A 16,753-nucleotide genomic window follows, 5' to 3' on the forward strand; every position below is an offset into this window, starting at 1 on the left:
GACCCTTGGAGGGGCAAAAGCCCGGCAGCACACGCCTACTCATCCCAGGTGAAGAAGCCCTGCCCGGATTTGCGTCCCAGTTCACCACGCGCCACCTTGTCCCGCAGGATCTGCGGCGGAGCAAACCGTTCGCCCAGAGTCGAGGCCAGGTATTCGGCAATTCCCAGGCGGACGTCGAGTCCCACGATGTCGGTTGTCCGCAGCGGGCCGACCGGGTGCTTGTAGCCAAGCACCATCGCCGTATCGATGTCCTCGGGCGAGGCCACCCCCTCCTCGACCATTCGCATCGCTTCCAGGGCAATCGCAACGCCGAGCCGGGAGCTGGCGAATCCCGGGGCATCGTTGACCACTACCGGAGTCTTGCCGAGCGCTTCAGCCCAGCCGCGCGCCTTCCCGGCTAGTTCCTCCGACGTCGACGGCGCCAGTACCACCTCGATCAGCGTCGATGCCGGAACGGGATTGAAGAAGTGGAGCCCGCAGAACCGGTCGGGCCGCTGCAGCACACCGGCCAGCTCGCCGACCGACAGGGACGAGGTATTCGTCGCAAGCCAGGCGTCGCCGTCGAGCTGTTCCTCCACGCCGCGCAGCGCCGCCGTCTTCAGGGCGAGATCCTCCGGTACTGCTTCCACCACGAGCCCGCAGGGTTTGAGAGCCGCATAATCGGTGGCGACCGTCACCCGCCCGGTGAGCGCCTCGAGGGTTTCCTGTGTGGACCCCTTGGCGATGCTGCGGTCCAGTGCCGCTGTGATACGTCCGCGCGCCGCCTCCGCGGCGTCGTCATCACGCTCCACGACGACGACGGCGGCACCCGCCACGCAGAACGCGTGGGCGATGCCCGCGCCCATCCTCCCTCCACCGAGAACGCCGACTGTGTCCGGAATGGTGTGATTCACTTTTTCTTCTTCCGGTCGAGAAACGCCTGCATGCGCTCGAACTTCGCCTCGGACTCGAACAGGATCCCCTGGGCGAGCTGGTCGATCACGGGATGCGCTTCGGGTGGGGCGTGGAACACGCTCTTGGTGATGCGGGTGGCCAGTGGATCCTGCCGTGCAATCCGGTCGGCCAGTCGGTGGGCGGCCGGCAGCAGGTCCTCAGCCGGATGGATTTCGGTGATCAGCCGGGCGGCGAGCGCCTCATCGGCGTCCAGCACCCTGCCGGCGAGCAGGATTTCCTTGGCCAGCGGTTCACCGACGAGTTCACGCAACCGCCAGGTGGCTCCGGCGGCGGGCAGGATTCCCAGACCGGTTTCCGGGTTGCCGATCTTGAGCGAGGGGGCACCGATGCGGAAGTCCGCAGCGAAGGCGAGCTCGGCGCCGCCGCCCAGGGCGTAGCCGTCCAGCGCCGCGATCACGGGCATGGGGAGGCGGGCTATCCGGGAGAACAGCGTCGAGTTGATTCCTGCGAGCGCGTCGTCGCGGCGTCGTTCCCGGAGCTGTGCAATGTCGGCACCGGAGGCGAAGACGCCGCCCGTCCCCGAGAGGACCAGCACCCGCGGGTTGCGCTCCAGATCCGCGCAGACCTCGTGGAGTTCGTCCACCATCTGCTGGTCAATCGCGTTGCGGACCTCCGGACGGTGCAGCTGGACGCTGAGGCGGTCGCCGCCGTCGTCAATTTTCAGCGTCTCCACTACACACGCTCCAGAATCATGGCGGTGCCCTGTCCCACGCCGACGCACATGGTCGCAAGGCCCAGCCGGCCGCCCTCGCGCTCCATGCGGCCCATGAGGGTGATGGCGAGCCGGGATCCCGAGGAACCGAGCGGGTGGCCGAGGGCGATGGCCCCGCCGTCGCGGTTCACGATTTCCTCGTCCAGGCCGAGCCGGCGGATGCACGCCAGGGACTGGGAAGCGAAGGCTTCATTGAGTTCGACGGCGTCGAGGTCGGCGATGGAACGGCCGGCCAGGTCGAGGGCTTTCTGCGTGGCCGGCACCGGGCCGATGCCCATGATCTCCGGGGGCACGCCCGCAGACGCTCCGGTGACGATGCGGGCGCGCGGCGTGAGCCCAAGCCGGGTGAGCGCCGCCTCGGATGCGACGATCACTGCGGAGGCGCCGTCATTGAGGGAACTCGAGTTTCCGGCGGTCACTACTCCGCCCTTGGCGACTACCGGTTTCAGCCCTGCGAGGACGTCCAGCGTGGTGTCCGGCCTGGGCCCCTCATCAGTGTCCACCGTGACGTTCTTCTTCCCGCGCACGGTGTTCACGGGGACAATCTCGTCAGCGAAGTGCCCGGCGTCGATCGCCGCGACGGCCCGCTGGTGCGAGCGCAGGGCGAAGGCGTCGGCGTCGTCACGCGTGATGCCGTCCACGCGGGCCACTTCCTCGGCGGTTTCCGGCATCGAGAACGTGGTTTTCTCCTGCGCCGCGAAGGTCGGGTTGGCGAACCGCCAGCCGATGGAGGTGTCGAACACCGCGCCCGGCTTGGCGAACGCCGTCGTCGGCTTCTCCATCACCCAGGGCGCGCGGCTCATCGACTCGACGCCGCCGGCTATCACGACGTCGGCAGCGCCTGCCTTGATCATGTGAGAGGCCATGATGATCGCCGACAAGCCCGAGGCGCAGAGCCTGTTGACGGTGATGCCCGGAATGGTGTCAGGCAGGCCTGCAAGGAGGGTAGCCATGCGGGCAACATTGCGGTTTTCCTCACCGGCGCCGTTGGCGTTGCCGAGGATGACCTCGTCGATAGTCTCCGGGTCAAGACCGGTTCGGTGGACCAGTTCGCGGAGGGTGAGGGCCGCCATGTCGTCGGGCCGGACCGCGGAAAGTGCTCCGCCGTACCGTCCCACCGGGGTGCGAACCCCGCCCACCAGAAAAGCCTCGGCCATGCCAGCCTCCGTCATCGTCGTCGTCATTCAGCGAGGTACCTTGAAGGCGGCGTAATTACCGACCGTTCGTTCTATAAAGAATCGCACGGTGCACGGAAGCGGTCAACCGGCCGCCGTTCTGTTGCGTGGGGGCAGGCGGCGGGTACAAAAAGCAGGCACAAAAAGCGGGACACAAAAGAAGCGCCGGCGGAGCGCCCCGGGATTGCGCATCGGGGCTCGCTCAACGCCGGCGAGTAAACTGGTGCGGGTCTAGGCCCGCCTAGGTAACAGCCTGCCCGTGTTCCTGGATTTCGTCAACGGTTTTGGCCCGGTCACTCTTCCAGCCGGAAGCCCAGCTTGACCGTCACCTGCCAGTCCGCCACCTTGCCGTCCACCAGATGTCCGCGGATCTCCTTGACCTCGAACCAGTCGAGGTTGCGGAGGGTCTTCGCGGCCTGGGTCACGGCATTGGTCACGGCCGCATCCACCCCGTCCGGCGACGTGCCGACAACCTCGGAAATGCTGTACGTATGGTTCGCCATGCTTGCTCCTTCATTGGCACCGGCTTCTCCGGCGGGTGGGTGTCACGCTAGTCGCACCGCGCGTCCCGGTCCAGACCCTCCGGCCTGACGATCCGGCGAAGCCGCCACTTTGAAGTCACCCCGGCCTCCGAAGCTAGACTCGATTGGTGACCACAGATCTCCCAGCCAAGGTATCCGACGTCTTCGACCCTGCCCGGTGGCGGCTCGTGGAGGGATTCGAGGATCTTCAGGACATCACCTACCACCGCCAGGTAGATCGCAGCGAGGGCCGTGACCTCCCCACTGTCCGCATCGCCTTCAACCGGCCGGAGGTGCGTAACGCGTTCCGTCCGGGCACGGTCGATGAGCTGTACCGCACCCTGGACCACGCGCGCATGACGCCCGACGTCGCAACGGTCCTCCTGACCGGAAACGGCCCCTCCCCCAGGGACGGCGGGCATTCATTCTGCTCGGGCGGCGACCAGCGGATCCGCGGGAGGGACGGCTACCGGTACGCGGAGGGTGAAACCAGGGAAACCATCGACCCCGCCCGCGCCGGCCGGCTCCACATCCTCGAGGTGCAGCGGCTGATGCGGACCATGCCCAAGGTGGTCATCGCCGTCGTCAACGGCTGGGCGGCAGGCGGAGGCCACAGTCTCCATGTCGTCGCGGACCTGACCATCGCGTCGCGTCAGCACGGCAGATTCAAGCAGACCGACGCGACGGTGGGCAGCTTCGACGCCGGCTATGGGTCAGCCCTTCTGGCCCGGCAGATCGGGCAGAAGAAGGCACGCGAGATTTTCTTCCTTGCCCGTGAGTACTCGGCCGAGGACATGGTCGCGATGGGCGCCGTGAATGAGGCAGTCGAGCATGAGCGGCTCGAGGAAGTGGCTCTGGAGTACGCGGCGGACATCGCGCGTCAGAGCCCACAGGCCATCCGTATGCTGAAGTTCGCGTTCAACCTCGCCGATGACGGCCTGGCCGGCCAGCAGGTCTTCGCCGGTGAGGCGACGCGCATGGCCTACATGACCGACGAAGCTGTCGAGGGCAAGGAAGCGTTCCTCGCCAAACGCAGCCCCGACTGGTCCAGCTTCCCCTACTACTTCTAGGCATCAATGGAACTCTTCCCCGTTCATACCCCGCCCGGCTTCGACCCCCACACCCTCCTTGCACCGCTGGCGGCGGCGCTTGCCGGAGAGGGCCCGGCCGTGGCGCCCCACATTGATGAGAACCAGAGCTTCACCGGTGAACTGCCCAACGACGAGATCGCGGCCGTGCTCAGCACCTCCGGCTCCACGGGCGCCCCGAAGCAGACCATGCTCAGCGTCGATGCTCTCGCCGCATCCGCCATGGGCACCGCCTATGCCCTGAAGTCCGAAGGCCAGTGGCTGCTCACCCTGCCGGTGCACTACGTCGCCGGTTTCCAGGTGCTGGTGCGTTCGCTCTACGCCGGCACGCGGCCCTGGGCCATGGACCTGTCGACGAGTTTCAGCCCGGCACGATTCACCGAAGCGGCCGGCGAACTCACCGACAAGGTCCGCTTCACGTCCCTGGTGCCCACCCAGCTGCACCGCCTCCTTGAGGACCCGGCGCCGGAAACCATCAAGGTGCTCCAGCGGTTCAATGCGATCCTGCTGGGCGGGGCGGCGGTCTCCGATGCCCTCCGCCACCGTGCCCGCTCCCACGGCCTGAACATCGTCCGGACCTACGGCATGAGTGAAACCTCCGGAGGCTGCGTGTACGACGGCGTCCCCCTGGAAGGCGTGGAACTCACCAATGACGAGGGCCGGCTCTGGATCAGCGGCCCCGTCCTGGCCGACGGCTACCTCGGCCAGCCGGAACTGACCCGGGAGAAGTTCCCATTCAACTCCGGGCGGCGCTGGTTCCGCACGGATGACGACGGCACCGTTGACGGGAACGGAGTCCTGACGATCCATGGGCGCGTGGATGACGTCATCATCACCGGCGGCCTCAAGGTGTCGGCCGTCGCCGTCTCGAGCGCCATCGAGGGGATGGCGGGCGTCAGCGAAGCACTGGTGCTTGGCATCCCCCACCCGGAGTGGGGCGCCCAGGTGGCTGCCGCCGTCGTCGGCTCTGTCAATCCGGACGCCGTGCGCCGGCATGCCCAGGAGCAGCTGGGGGCGCATGCAGCCCCCAGAATCGTGCTGACACTCGACAAGCTGCCGATGCTCGCCAACGGCAAACCGGACCGGCTGGCCGTCCGGGCGCTGTTCGAGCAGTCCGTGCTGTAACCGCACCGCTTCACCACGTCCAGATCAGAATTCGCGAGTAGACAACCGGAGGAACCCGTGGCAACAGCTGCGCAGTGGGTGGAGGGAGCACGTCCGCGCACCCTCCCTATGGCCGTGGCGCCCGTGATCATCGGCTGCGCGGCCGCCTTTGACCTCGGATCCTTCAAGCTGGTGAATGCGCTGCTGGCTGCGACGGTCGCCGTCCTGCTGCAGGTAGGCGTCAATTACGCGAACGACTACTCCGACGGCATCCGCGGCACCGACAACGACAGGGTGGGTCCGTTGCGGCTGACCGGGTCCGGCGCCGCCCGGCCGTGGCAGGTGAAGTGGGCGGCCTTCGGGTGTTTCGCGTTGGCCATGGTCGCGGGAATCGCGTTGATCGTGCTGTCGCAGGCCTGGTTCCTCCTGCTCGTGGGAGTCGGCTGCGTAGCTGCCGCCTGGGGCTACACGGGCGGGCGTAACCCCTATGGGTACCTCGGCCTGGGGGACCTGTTCGTCTTTGTCTTCTTTGGCCTGGTGGCAACCCTCGGCACCACCTACACGCAGGCGGGACAGCTCAGCGGGCCGGCGTGGATCGGCGCGGTCAGCACAGGCATCATCGCCATGGCCCTGCTGATGGCCAACAATGTGCGGGATATCCCCACGGACCGGGAAGCGGGCAAGCTCACCCTCGCGGTGCGGCTGGGCGACACCGCCGCCCGGATCAGCTACGTGATGATGCTCGCCGTGGCGCTGTTGCTGCCGTTGTTCCTGGTGTACGACTACCCGTGGGTGCTGCTGGTCCTGCTGCTGATCCCGCTGTGCCTGATGCCGAGCTGGCTGATGCTCAAGGGCAAGAAGCGCCGCAGCCTCATCCCGGTACTCAAGCAGACGAGCATCATCAACCTGGGCTTCAGCGTGCTGTTCGGTGCCGGTGTGGTGCTCTCCGGAGTGCTGGCCTAACTTCCCTGGCGGCTGCGGTTGGCGGCGGTCTTACGGTTACCGGCGGCTTACGGTTGGCGGCAGTCTTACGGCTGGCGGCGGTCCGAATTCACCGGAGTGTTCGGGTCCAGGCTGTCCTCGGCATCGGCGTCGCGCAGTTCGCTGCTGGTGCGCACCGGCGGAGCGCCGTCGCGGAACCGGCGCTGCAGTGTGGACGCGGCCTCGTTGCGAAGGTCACGGAAAAACAGGTAGGTGACGCACCAGGCCAGAACGGCCGCGGCGACCGCCGAGAAGACTGCGCCCAGGCCCAGGGAGTAGCAGATCACAAAGAACACCACGACAAAGCCGAGGCGCAGGGCAGTGAATTTGAGGAAAGGCACGTCCCAAGTTTACTCGCCTACAATTGATGCATGCCGCGCCTGTTGTTGTTACTCGTGATCCTCGGGATCGCTGTCATTATCTACGCGCTCTTCGACTGCATCATGAGCCGGGCAGAATCGGTGCGCAGCATCTCAAAACCCGCATGGTTCTTCACCATCCTCCTTGTCCCGCTCCTGGGCGCGGGCCTGTGGTTCCTCTTCGGCCGCCCACGGGGAGACGACCGCCCCAGCCAGCGGCAGACGCGCCGTCCTTCATCGCCCGACGACGATCCCCAGTTCCTGCGCAACCTCGAGGTTCGGCGGCGCCAGGAGGCTCGGGAAGCCGAGCTGCGCCGGCGGGAGGCGGAGAACCGTGCCCGCGAGGCCGAGCAGAAGAAGAAGGACGAAGGCACCGCCAACGACGGCAAGACCGCCTAGGAAGTCCAGACGGTCCTGCTCGGGCGTTCGGACTCCTTGTGGGATTCCTGACACCACTGCCGGGTTGATGTGCCCGTACAGCCGCGGCCCCATGCCCTCAGGTTGTGTTCCCCGGAGCACTCTTATGCCATCATTTGACCCTCTATGCGAAGATCTGCACAACAGCTGGCTATTTAGATGGTCAGTCTGACTACGATGACCCAATCAGCGTCGGCAGGAATGATCAGATTGTTCAGACCAACCGAGGGAGTGCAGAACGCATGAACCAGGAACGCCGTTCCACCAGGGACGCGATCGACCGCGCCATCCTTGAAGCCCTCGACGCGGACCCCCGTATGACCATCCTTGGCATCGCACACCGGACCGGGCTGGCGCGCGGCACCGTCCAGGCCCGCCTCGACCGGTTTGAGCGCGAGGCCGTGCTGAGGCCGCACAGCGTGCGCATCAATCCTGAGGCTCTGGGAATGGGTATCTCAGCCCATGTCGCTGCCGAACTCGACCAGCACAGGATCGATCTCGCCGTCGAGGGTCTGCGCGCCATACCGGAAGTCATCGAGTGCCTGGCCCCCGCGGGTGAGACGGATCTGCTGTGCCGCGTTGTGGCCCGCGACCCCGATGACCTGTACCGGGTGTCGGAGGAGATCCGCCTTTGCCCGGGGATCCTCCGGACGAGGACCAGCATGTTCCTTCGCCAGCCAATCCCGTACCGGATGGCACCACTTCTGGGGACCATCCGCGACTGAGCCGCGGCCCCTCGTCCTCGCACCTCCCCGCCCGCGTGCCCACCTGCCCTCCCGCCTCGCGTTGATTCGGCAGGACACACCCCATATGAGCGCGGGAAAGCGGCGTGTCCTGCCAAATCAACGCGGGAAGACGGGAGATCAGACGCCGGCGTAGCTGTGCAGCCCCGAGAAGTAGATGTTCACGATGGTGAAGTTGAAGACGATGCACAGGTAACCCACGATGGAGAGCCATGCGGCACGCGTCCCGGTCCAGCCGCGGGTTGCCCGGGCGTGGAGGTAACCCGCGTAGACCACCCAGATGACGAAGGTCCAGACTTCCTTGGTGTCCCAGCCCCAGTAGCGCCCCCACGCCTTCTCGGCCCAGATTGCGCCGGCCATCAGGGTGAACGTCCACAGCACAAACGCAATGGCGTTGATGCGGTAGGAGAGGTTTTCAAGGCTCAGCGCCGAGGGGACCAGCCGCATGAAGGGCAGACGGTCATCACCGCCCGCCGCGAGCCGCGCCACGCGGTTGGCCTGCATGAGCTGCAGCACCGACATCGCGAAGGTCAGCGTAAAGAGCGCGGACGCGGCGACCGCCACGGACACGTGGATGATGAGCCAGTAGCTCTGCAGAGCGGGTACGAGGTTGGCCACCGGCGTCGGGAAGCCGATCGTCGCGGCGCAGAGCATCACCACAACCAGGCCGATCACAAAGGTACCGAGGAACCGCAGGTCCTTGCGGGTCAGCACCAGCAGGAAAACCACCGCAACCACCAGTCCACCGGTGGTGCAGAACTCGTACATGTTGCCCCACGGCACCCGGCCGGCGGCAACGCCGCGGGTGACCACGGCCACGGCGTGAATGGCCGCCGCAAGGACGGTCAGCACGACGGCGATGCGGGCTATCGTGCGCCGCTCCCCCTGGTAGTTCATCGCGTCGTCAGCGGTCGCGCCTGCCGGGGCGGCGCCGTCGCCGGCCGCTTTACCGCCCTTGCCGGCTACAGCGCCGGCGAGAACCAGCTCTCGATCCCCGGCTGACTCGGCGAGAGCTGCCTCGATTTCACGGATCCGCCGGCTGCTCTTGACGAGGTCCCAGGTGAACGCGAGGAAGCCCGCCGTGTAGGCAAGCGCAGCGAGCAGCATGAACAGCTCGCTGTACTGCCCGAGGGTCTGGTTGATGTTCTGCATTAGTTGTCCTTACCGCTTCCGGTCGCCGGCGCTCCCGCATGGGCTGTCTCATTCTCGTTGTCTTCGGCGCTGTCCGCCAGCCACCGATCACGCAGCAGCTTCTCCACCGCTGCACCCTCGCCGGCCAGTCTGTGGTCCTCGCCGCGTGCCAGCAGGCCATACTCCACGCTGATCCGGCCGTCGTCGGTGGTGCCGGCTCGCACCCAGATCCGGCGGCGCCCGATGAACAGGGATGCGCTGAGCCCCGCCAGTGCCAGGGAGGAGAACAGCAGCGCGCCGAGTTCCGCCGGATCGTGGGTGATGTCGAGCGCTGCATAGCGGCGCAGCCCATCGAAGGTGATGGAGCCCTTGCCGTCCGGGAGTTCCACCGTTTCTCCGGCGTCGAGCACAATACCGCCCGCCTCGCTGTTGCGGCTGTTGAGCTCCGTCAGGGTGTCGGTATCCAGGACATACACGTTCTGGGGCTCGCCGTCGTCCAGACCCAGATCCCCGTAATACGAGTTCAGGTTCAGCTGCGGCAGGAAGGGGTCCGGGTCGCGGGAGAAGGACACGCCGTTCTCGTCGATCGCCGCCGTCGGCAGGAAGAAGCCGACAAATCCCAGCTGGTCGGGCTGTGCATCGGGAACCTTGAGCACCATCAGGGACGTGAACAGTCCGTCCTGCGGAATCGAGACCACGGGACCCTGGTGGGCGATGTTCCCCTCGCCGTCGCGCACGGTCACCACGGGGGCGTACCCGTTACCCACGAGGTACACGCTGGTGTCGCCGATGGTCAGAGGTTCGTTGACCTTCAGGATCTGCCGCTCGGGCTCCTCCCCGGGCGCGCTCCTGGTGGTCATGGTTGCCGTGAAGTCGATCGGCTGGCCGTAGTGCGTGAGCTGCCGGTCGAACTGCACCTCGAACTTCTCGAGCGTGATCGAGTACGGGTCCAGGTTGTCTTCAGAGAAATTGGTGCCGGGCGTGAAGGAGTCGTAGCCCACCAGGGTATTCACGAACGTCTCGCCCTCGACCAGGATCTTCTGCCCCCGGTAGCCGAACAGTCCGCCCACGGCCACGGAAATCAGCACCCCGATCAGCGATACATGGAACACGAGGTTGCCCAGTTCCTTCAGGAAACCCCGCTCCGCACCGACCGACGGCTGGTTCCCGTTCTCATCGCGCACATCCACGCGGTACCCGCGCTTCTTCAGTACGGAAGCGGCATCGACGACGGCGGCACCCGCCGACGCCGGACGCCCGCCTTCCTGCCCGCCCGGCTGGCCGTCCGGCCCCGCGGGAACGGTGAATGCACCGTGAACGGGCATGCGGGTCAACCGGCGCGGGGTGCGCGGAGGCCTGGAACGCCAGGCCCGGCCGTGGGCGATGGCCCGCGGCACAACGCACCCGATCAGCGAGATGAACAGGAGCAGGTAGATCGCCGAAAACCACACGGACGAGTAGACGTCGAACAGCTGGAACCAGTCCAGCACGGGGCCCGTCTCGGGGTTGTCCCGGATGTACTGGGTGACCACGGCCGGGTTTGCGGGCCGCTGCGGGAAGAGCGATCCCGGTACAGCGGCGACGGCAAGAAGCAGGAGCAGGAACAGGGCGGTCCGCATGCTGGTGAGCTGCGTCCACACCCAGCGCAGGGTACCGAGGAACCCGAGAGCGGGAAGCGCGATGTCGCCGCTGCGGTCCTTCGTTGCCATGGGGTTTTCCTTCGGTTCAGTCATCAGTCGATCAGATCGGTAGCGTGACGCCGCCGAGCCACTGCTGGAGCTCGTTGATCCACAGGTTCCAGACGCCGGACGCCATGAGCACGCCGACCAGGATCAGCATTCCGCCGCCGCACCGCTGGAGCAGCAACCGGTGGCGCCGGAAGAAGGCCATTGCGCCCATCCCCCGCCGGAGCCCCAACGCAATCAGCAGGAACGGCAGGCCGAGGCCCAGGCAGTACACGAAGGTGAGGAGCGCGCCCTTGGCCGCGCTGGCGCCGTCGTTCGAGAAAGCGAGCAGCTGCACCGCGGATAGCGTCGGCCCGATGCAGGGAGCCCAGCCCAGGCCGAAGGTCAGGCCGAGAAGCGGCGCCCCCCACAGGCCGCTCGGCACGCGGGCGTGAAGTTTGCGGTCCTGCTGGAACCACGAGAGCCCGCCCATGAAAACAATCCCGAGGATGATCACCACCAGACCGAAGACCCGGATCAGCCATTCCTGGGACCCGGCCATCCACGCCCCCAATTGCCCGAACAGCGCACCGTAGGCCATGAACACCAGTGAGAACCCGACGACGAACAGGCCGATCCCGGCCACCATCCGCCCGCGCTTCTGCTGCTCCAGGTCCACACCGGTGAGTCCGCTGACGTACCCGAGGTAGCCCGGGACGAGCGGCAGCACGCATGGCGACACGAAAGAGACGAGGCCCGCGAGCAGCGCCACGGGGAGCGCGAGGAGCATGGAACCGTTCAGGACAGTGTCAGCGAAGGCGTTCCCTGCGGGCGAGAGGGCAACCATGGCGCCGATGGACGTGGGCACAGCCACTACTCGGCCAGCGCGGAGTCGATGAGCGCGCTGAGGGTTCCCTTGTCGGCCAGGCCCAGGATGCGGGCCGCGACGCGCCCTTCCTTGTCGAGGACCAGAGTTGTCGGCACTGCCTGCGGCGGAACGTAACTCGTCATCGACAGGAGCACGCCGCCGTCGGAATCGTTGAAGCTGGGATAGGGAATTCCGAAGTTGCGTTCGAACGCCTCGGCGTTCTTCTCGCCGTCCCGGATGTTGACGCCGTAGAACTGCACGCCCTCCGGCTGGTACTCCTCGTGAAGCGCCACCAGATCGGGCGCCTCCTCCCTGCACGGCGCACAGGCCGCATACCAGAAATTCAGGACTGTGACCTGACCTGGCCAATCCGCGGACGAGACGGGCTCACCGTCGTAGAGCACTCCATCGACCTGCACGGGTTCGCCCCGCTCCGCAGCGGCGTACTCGGTAACCGATCCGTCACCGGCGATGTAATTCTTGTTGCTGCCCTCGGCTGCCTGCTGCGCCAGCGGATCCTGTGCGGCACAACCGGACAGCACGACGACGGCGGCAAGCGCCGATGCGGCAAGGCGCATCAGCGCGCCGCGTAAGCGGCGGCGCGGGGCAGCTTCAGTGTGAGTCACAACGTCTTCCACGGGTTCTACAACGTGTAGTAATTGTATTACGCTCCCGGGAGGTTGCTGGCGCGGGGCAACAGGTCCGCGCATGGTTCCTCATACCGCACGCCGGTGAGCTCATCGCCGTCGAAATACAGGGATGTCACGGAACTCAGCGTGCAGCGGCGCTGGCGCGGGTCATGCCACAGCCGCCGCTTCTCCGCTGCGAGCCGGGCAACCCAGATGGGCAGCTGATGGCTCACCATGATTGCCTCGGCGTCCTTGCCGCCGGTCGCTTCGAGCGCAGACCGGCGCGCATCGTGGACAGCAGCCATGACGCGTTCAACCTGGGCGCTGTACGGTTCTCCCCAGGACGGGGTAAAGGGGTTGCGCAGCGACTTCCAGTGCTTCGGATGCCGGAGCTGCTGGGCAACCTGGGCCATGCCCTCGAACTTGTTCTCGGCTTCGATGATGCGCTCATCGGTGACGATGGTGAGGCCGAGCTCACGGGCGGTGGGTTCCGCGGTTTCCTGGGCGCGCGTGAGCGGCGAGGCCACGAGGTGGACGATGTCGGAGCCGCTGTTCCTGCGCTCGGCGAAATACCCGGCTACGCGCTCCGCCATCTCCCGGCCGAGCTCTGACAGGTGAAACTCGGGCAGGCGGCCATACAGGACTCCGTCCGGGTTATGGACTTCGCCATGGCGCACGAGGTGAACGGTGGCAGTAGGCATAATCCAAGTTTCTCATCCCGACGTCGGAGGGCTAAATCGGGAACCTGGAGGCACACCCCTGACCGTCCGGGAAAAAATATTTGAAGATTGAAGCAATCTCTGGAATAAAAGATGCAAATGCATGTTTATTACAGGTACATGCAGTTCGACCGCCCCGGCCGGACGACAACCGAAACACCACAGATCAGGAGAATCACCATGGCTATCCCCACCGGACTCACTCAGGGCACCTGGAACTTCGACGGCTCGCACAGCGAGGTGGGCTTCAGCGTCCGCCACGCAGGCATCAGCAAGGTACGCGGCAACTTCGACACCGTCGATGCCGCACTGCAGATCGGCTCCTCGCTGGAGGACTCCAAGGTCACCGCCACCATCAAGACCGCGTCCTTCAACTCCAACGATGAGAACCGCGACGCCCACGTGCGCGGCGAGGACTTCTTCGACGTCGAGCAGTTCCCGGAGATGACCTTCGAGTCCAAGCGCGTTGAAGGCGCAGGCGAGACCTACAAGCTCATCGGTGATCTCACCATCCGCGGCATCACCAAGGAGGTTGTGATCGACACCGAATTCAACGGCGTCGCAGTGGATCCCTTCGGTGCCACCCGCGCCGGTTTCTCCGGACAGACCGTCATCTCCCGCAAGGAATTCGGCCTGACCTGGAACGCCGCCCTCGAAGCCGGCGGTGTCCTGGTGGGCGACAAGGTCACCATCAACCTCGACGCAGCCTTCGTGGCCCCCTCGGCCAACTAGGCCAGCCTCCCCACGAATGGGGCGCACCGGATATCCGGTGCGCCCCATTGTTTTCTCCGGGAGTTTCCTGACGGCGAACCTTCCCCGCTGAATCTCCCGCCACCGGCGCCTTCCGGCGGTACGCTGGGCGCATGAGCACGCCATCCCACGATCCGTCCGAACGCGATCCGCATCAGCTCTCCGGGACCGATCCCCTCAGTCCGGCAGAGTCTGGCCCGACCCAGAACTCCGGCGCCGGGCTGTCCCCGGAACCGCAGAAGCCTGCATCTCCGTATTCCTACCAGGCAGCACAACCCGCCGGATACGCCTATCCCAGTGCGGCGCGCATGCCGGAGGCTGCCCGTCCCCCGCTCCCCCGTGAAGTGAATCTCGCCTTCTGGCTGATCATCGCCGCGGGAGCGTTGAATTTCGTCACCACACTGCTCGGCTCGGGAGCGGCGGCCGGCCCCGCCGGCACGGAGGGCCTGGGCATCGGGATCGCAGTGTTCGTCGGCGTCCTCACCACCGGTATCTACGTGCTGCTCGCTTTCTTCATCCGCAAAGGGCACAACTGGGCGCGGATCACGGCGACCGTCCTCGCCGCCCTCTCGCTGATCCTGATGGTCATGAGCTGGATGACACTCGCGGCACTACAGGGCAACCCCGAGATCCAGGAACAGCTTGGCGGGCAGAGCCTGGGGCCCGGCGGGTTTGAGATCGCACTGAACATCCTGGTGGTGCTGCTCGGCGTGGCGGCGGTGGTGCTGTGCTGGCTGAAGCCTTCCAACGCCTACTTCAAGCCGCAACGGATCACTTACTAGCGACGGCTGTGTTCCGGCTGTGCCGGAGAGCTCTGCTACTGCGCTGCGCGGGCGCTGGGACCGGGATCGATATCCGGGTGCTGCGCCCGCTGTGCGTGGTAGGCAAGAATCTGGAGTTCGGTGGCCATGTCCACCTTCCGCAGCTGCACGTGATCCGGAACCTGGAGCACTACCGGCGCGAAGCTCAGGATGCTGGTGATGCCGGCTTCGACGAGTTCATCGCAGAGTGCCTGTGCCACCGGAGCGGGAACGGCAAGGACGGCCATATTGGCGCGGGTCCGGTGCAGCACGGTGGCGAGGTCCTGGACGGGACTGACGCGGAGCCAGCCGACCTCCGTACCGACCACCATCTGATCGGCATCGAAAAGTGCCACGACTTCGAAGCCCCGGGATTGAAAGCCCGAGTAACCGGCGAGCGCCCTGCCGAGGTTTCCGGCACCCACAATGGCGACGCGCCAATCCTGGGTCAGTCCCAGCGCCGTGGAGATCTGGCTATTGAGGTACTGGACGTCGTAGCCCACGCCCCTGGTTCCGTAGGAGCCGAGGTAGGACAGGTCCTTGCGGAGCATCGGTGAGTTAACCCCGGCAGCGTCCGCGAGCTCCTCCGAGGAGACGCGCTCAATACCTTCCGCCAGCAGCGAGTTGAGGGCGCGCAGGTAGATTGTCAGGCGGGCCAGTGAGGCAGGCGGAATTTGCCTGCCGTGCTGATCACTGGCTGCCCGCAGCCCGGGTATCTCCGACATGGTCACTGCTTCATCGCTCCATCGCTGTGCGCCGGCGGTCAGGACCTGCGCCGCCCGCCCGCCCGAAGATGACGGCGGGGTATCTCCACTCTAGGTCCCGGACCGTAGCGCTCAAAGTTTGATGAACCCGCGCGCGGGCGGGCGTACCGGAGGCCTAGGCAAGGAGCCTGCGCAGGCGTGCCTCGTCGATGGTCCAGAAGTCGCGCTGGACTCCGTCGAGGAGCAGCACGGGCACCTCCTCCGAAAAACGCTGGAGCAGTTCGGCGTGGTCGGTTACGGATTCCTCCCGCCAGCCGACCCCCAGCTCACCGGCGACGCGGCCGACGGTTTCCCGGGCGGCCTCGCACAGGTGGCAGTCAGGCCTGGTGACCAGCACAAGACCGGACGTCCAGTCCCCCGCAGGCGGTTGCGTCTGCTCGCTCATGGATCCAAGCGTACCGGCCGCGGGACCCGCGCCGAGCGCAGCGAGGTGTGGGGTACCGGCCGCAGGTTCCCCGCCCAGCGCCGGGCAGTGATTAGACTCATGCTATGTCCGCAGCCAGCCTCCAGCCCGTCGTCGTTCCCGGGTCAGCCGCAGAGGCTGTGCCTGCTGAAGCGGCGCCGCTGGGCGGGCCGGCCGGAGAAGCAGCATTTTTTGACGTCGACAACACCATGATGCGCGGTGCCAGCCTTTTCCATGTGGCGCGCAAGATGTACCAGCGGCGGGCCTTCACGCTCCGTTTTGCTGCCGGGCTGGCCTGGAAACAGCTGCGCTTCGTCATGCGCGGCGAGAACATGACCGACATTCACGCGGTACGCGACGCAGCGCTCGCCTTCGCTATCGGGATCGCCCATGAGGACGTGCTCGCCCTCGGCGAAGAGGTGTATGACGAGATGATTGCTTCGAAGATCTGGCCGGGCGCACGGGCGCTGGCCGAGCAGCATCTCCGGAACGGACGCCGCGTCTGGCTGGTCACCGGAACCCCGGTTGAAGTGGCCAGCGTCATTGCCAACCGGCTGGGTCTCACCGGCGCGCTCGGCACCGTCGGCGAGGTCTCCGAGGGTTTCTACACCGGCAAACTGGTGGGTGAGTTCCTTCACGGTCCCGCCAAAGCCGTTGCCGTTCGCGAGCTCGCAGGCAACGAGGGCCTGGACCTGTCGCGCTGCTGGGCCTACAGCGATTCGTACAATGACATCCCGCTCCTGAGCATCGTGGGACACCCCGTGGCCATCAATCCGGATCACCGCCTGCGCAAACACGCCCGGGACTCCAACTGGCCCATCTATGACTTCCGGAGCGGCCGCCGGGCAGCCACCCTGGGACTCAAGGCAGCGACGGGAGCCGGCGTGGTCTACGGACTGTGGCGCGGGTTCACCCGGATGAGGGGTTAGCCCTTAAACGCAAAACCGGTCCGCTCGAGGGCGGACCGGATG

The 16,753-nt window shown here is 66.2% G+C and carries 20 protein-coding genes; 8 read left to right on the forward strand and 12 right to left on the reverse strand.

Features of this window, described 5'->3' with window-relative positions:
- Nucleotides 1–35: 35 nt before the first annotated feature.
- The 4 genes from BLS52_RS02300 to BLS52_RS02315 form a co-directional block, all read right to left on the reverse strand.
- Entirely contained in the window at nt 36–845 is an 810-nt protein-coding gene (locus tag BLS52_RS02300; protein ID WP_090584338.1) for a 3-hydroxyacyl-CoA dehydrogenase family protein, read from the reverse strand.
- A 44-nt stretch (nt 846–889) separates the two neighbouring features.
- Nucleotides 890–1,627, reverse strand: coding sequence for an enoyl-CoA hydratase/isomerase family protein (locus tag BLS52_RS02305; protein ID WP_090584339.1), 738 nt, complete (start codon nt 1,625–1,627; stop codon nt 890–892).
- Complete coding sequence (locus tag BLS52_RS02310; RefSeq protein WP_090584340.1) at nt 1,627–2,823, reverse strand: thiolase family protein; 1,197 nt, start codon at nt 2,821–2,823, stop codon at nt 1,627–1,629. Before BLS52_RS02310 ends, BLS52_RS02305 begins: the two co-directional genes overlap by 1 nt.
- 311 nt (nt 2,824–3,134) lie before the next feature.
- Nucleotides 3,135–3,344, reverse strand: a complete 210-nt coding sequence (locus BLS52_RS02315) for a dodecin (protein WP_026544456.1) — start codon at nt 3,342–3,344, stop codon at nt 3,135–3,137.
- Nucleotides 3,345–3,490: 146 nt separating this feature from the next.
- Between BLS52_RS02315 and BLS52_RS02320 the strand changes: the two genes are divergently transcribed.
- The 3 genes from BLS52_RS02320 to BLS52_RS02330 are packed head-to-tail and all read left to right on the forward strand — an operon-like array spanning nt 3,491 to nt 6,517.
- On the forward strand, nt 3,491–4,432 hold the full coding sequence (locus tag BLS52_RS02320; RefSeq protein WP_090584341.1) for a 1,4-dihydroxy-2-naphthoyl-CoA synthase: 942 nt from the start codon (nt 3,491–3,493) through the stop codon (nt 4,430–4,432).
- 6 nt (nt 4,433–4,438) lie between these two features.
- Nucleotides 4,439–5,575 (forward strand): AMP-binding protein, encoded by a 1,137-nt coding sequence (locus BLS52_RS02325; protein ID WP_090584342.1) that lies wholly within the window; start codon nt 4,439–4,441, stop codon nt 5,573–5,575.
- A gap of 57 nt (nt 5,576–5,632) precedes the next feature.
- Entirely contained in the window at nt 5,633–6,517 is an 885-nt protein-coding gene (locus BLS52_RS02330; RefSeq protein WP_090584343.1) for a 1,4-dihydroxy-2-naphthoate polyprenyltransferase, read from the forward strand.
- A 65-nt stretch (nt 6,518–6,582) separates the two neighbouring features.
- On the opposite strand, the gene BLS52_RS02335 is transcribed toward BLS52_RS02330, so the two are convergent.
- Nucleotides 6,583–6,876 (reverse strand): DUF4229 domain-containing protein, encoded by a 294-nt coding sequence (locus BLS52_RS02335; protein WP_090584344.1) that lies wholly within the window; start codon nt 6,874–6,876, stop codon nt 6,583–6,585.
- A gap of 30 nt (nt 6,877–6,906) precedes the next feature.
- On the opposite strand from BLS52_RS02335, the gene BLS52_RS02340 reads away from it, so the two are divergent.
- Both BLS52_RS02340 and BLS52_RS02345 read left to right on the forward strand, forming a co-directional pair.
- Entirely contained in the window at nt 6,907–7,293 is a 387-nt protein-coding gene (locus BLS52_RS02340; RefSeq protein WP_035778115.1) for a PLD nuclease N-terminal domain-containing protein, read from the forward strand.
- A 260-nt stretch (nt 7,294–7,553) separates the two neighbouring features.
- Nucleotides 7,554–8,036 carry an Lrp/AsnC family transcriptional regulator gene (locus tag BLS52_RS02345; RefSeq protein WP_026544451.1) on the forward strand — a complete coding sequence of 161 codons (483 nt, stop codon included), beginning with the start codon at nt 7,554–7,556 and terminating at the stop codon, nt 8,034–8,036.
- A gap of 138 nt (nt 8,037–8,174) precedes the next feature.
- On the opposite strand, the gene ccsB is transcribed toward BLS52_RS02345, so the two are convergent.
- The 5 genes from ccsB to BLS52_RS02370 all read right to left on the reverse strand — a co-directional run bounded on the left by ccsB (nt 8,175) and on the right by BLS52_RS02370 (nt 13,047).
- On the reverse strand, nt 8,175–9,206 hold the full coding sequence (gene ccsB, locus BLS52_RS02350; protein ID WP_090584345.1) for a c-type cytochrome biogenesis protein CcsB: 1,032 nt from the start codon (nt 9,204–9,206) through the stop codon (nt 8,175–8,177).
- The gene (gene resB, locus BLS52_RS02355) at nt 9,206–10,894 is read right to left on the reverse strand and encodes a cytochrome c biogenesis protein ResB (protein ID WP_090584346.1); all 1,689 of its coding nucleotides are present in this window, start codon (nt 10,892–10,894) and stop codon (nt 9,206–9,208) included. The genes ccsB and resB overlap by 1 nt, the downstream gene beginning before the upstream one ends.
- 31 nt (nt 10,895–10,925) lie before the next feature.
- A complete protein-coding gene (locus tag BLS52_RS02360; protein WP_090584507.1) occupies nt 10,926–11,696 on the reverse strand; it encodes a cytochrome c biogenesis CcdA family protein in 771 nt (256 codons plus the stop codon).
- A gap of 26 nt (nt 11,697–11,722) precedes the next feature.
- Nucleotides 11,723–12,295, reverse strand: coding sequence for a TlpA family protein disulfide reductase (locus BLS52_RS02365; RefSeq protein WP_090584347.1), 573 nt, complete (start codon nt 12,293–12,295; stop codon nt 11,723–11,725).
- Between the two features lie 86 nt (nt 12,296–12,381).
- Complete coding sequence (locus BLS52_RS02370) at nt 12,382–13,047, reverse strand: histidine phosphatase family protein (protein ID WP_026544447.1); 666 nt, start codon at nt 13,045–13,047, stop codon at nt 12,382–12,384.
- 198 nt (nt 13,048–13,245) lie between these two features.
- Between BLS52_RS02370 and BLS52_RS02375 the strand changes: the two genes are divergently transcribed.
- Nucleotides 13,246–13,797, forward strand: coding sequence for a YceI family protein (locus BLS52_RS02375; protein WP_026544446.1), 552 nt, complete (start codon nt 13,246–13,248; stop codon nt 13,795–13,797).
- A gap of 131 nt (nt 13,798–13,928) precedes the next feature.
- Entirely contained in the window at nt 13,929–14,597 is a 669-nt protein-coding gene (locus BLS52_RS02380; protein WP_090584348.1) for a hypothetical protein, read from the forward strand.
- A gap of 35 nt (nt 14,598–14,632) precedes the next feature.
- Here BLS52_RS02380 and BLS52_RS02385 read toward each other — a convergent pair whose 3' ends face one another.
- Both BLS52_RS02385 and BLS52_RS02390 read right to left on the reverse strand, forming a co-directional pair.
- Entirely contained in the window at nt 14,633–15,340 is a 708-nt protein-coding gene (locus tag BLS52_RS02385; RefSeq protein WP_090584349.1) for a redox-sensing transcriptional repressor Rex, read from the reverse strand.
- 154 nt (nt 15,341–15,494) lie between these two features.
- Nucleotides 15,495–15,764, reverse strand: coding sequence for a glutaredoxin family protein (locus tag BLS52_RS02390; RefSeq protein ID WP_090584350.1), 270 nt, complete (start codon nt 15,762–15,764; stop codon nt 15,495–15,497).
- A gap of 104 nt (nt 15,765–15,868) precedes the next feature.
- Between BLS52_RS02390 and BLS52_RS02395 the strand changes: the two genes are divergently transcribed.
- On the forward strand, nt 15,869–16,711 hold the full coding sequence (locus BLS52_RS02395) for an HAD family hydrolase (protein WP_051470519.1): 843 nt from the start codon (nt 15,869–15,871) through the stop codon (nt 16,709–16,711).
- Nucleotides 16,712–16,753: the final 42 nt, after the last annotated feature.

Origin of the sequence: Arthrobacter subterraneus (assembly GCF_900099735.1) — a bacterium.
Lineage (GTDB): Bacteria > Actinomycetota > Actinomycetes > Actinomycetales > Micrococcaceae > Arthrobacter_D > Arthrobacter_D subterraneus.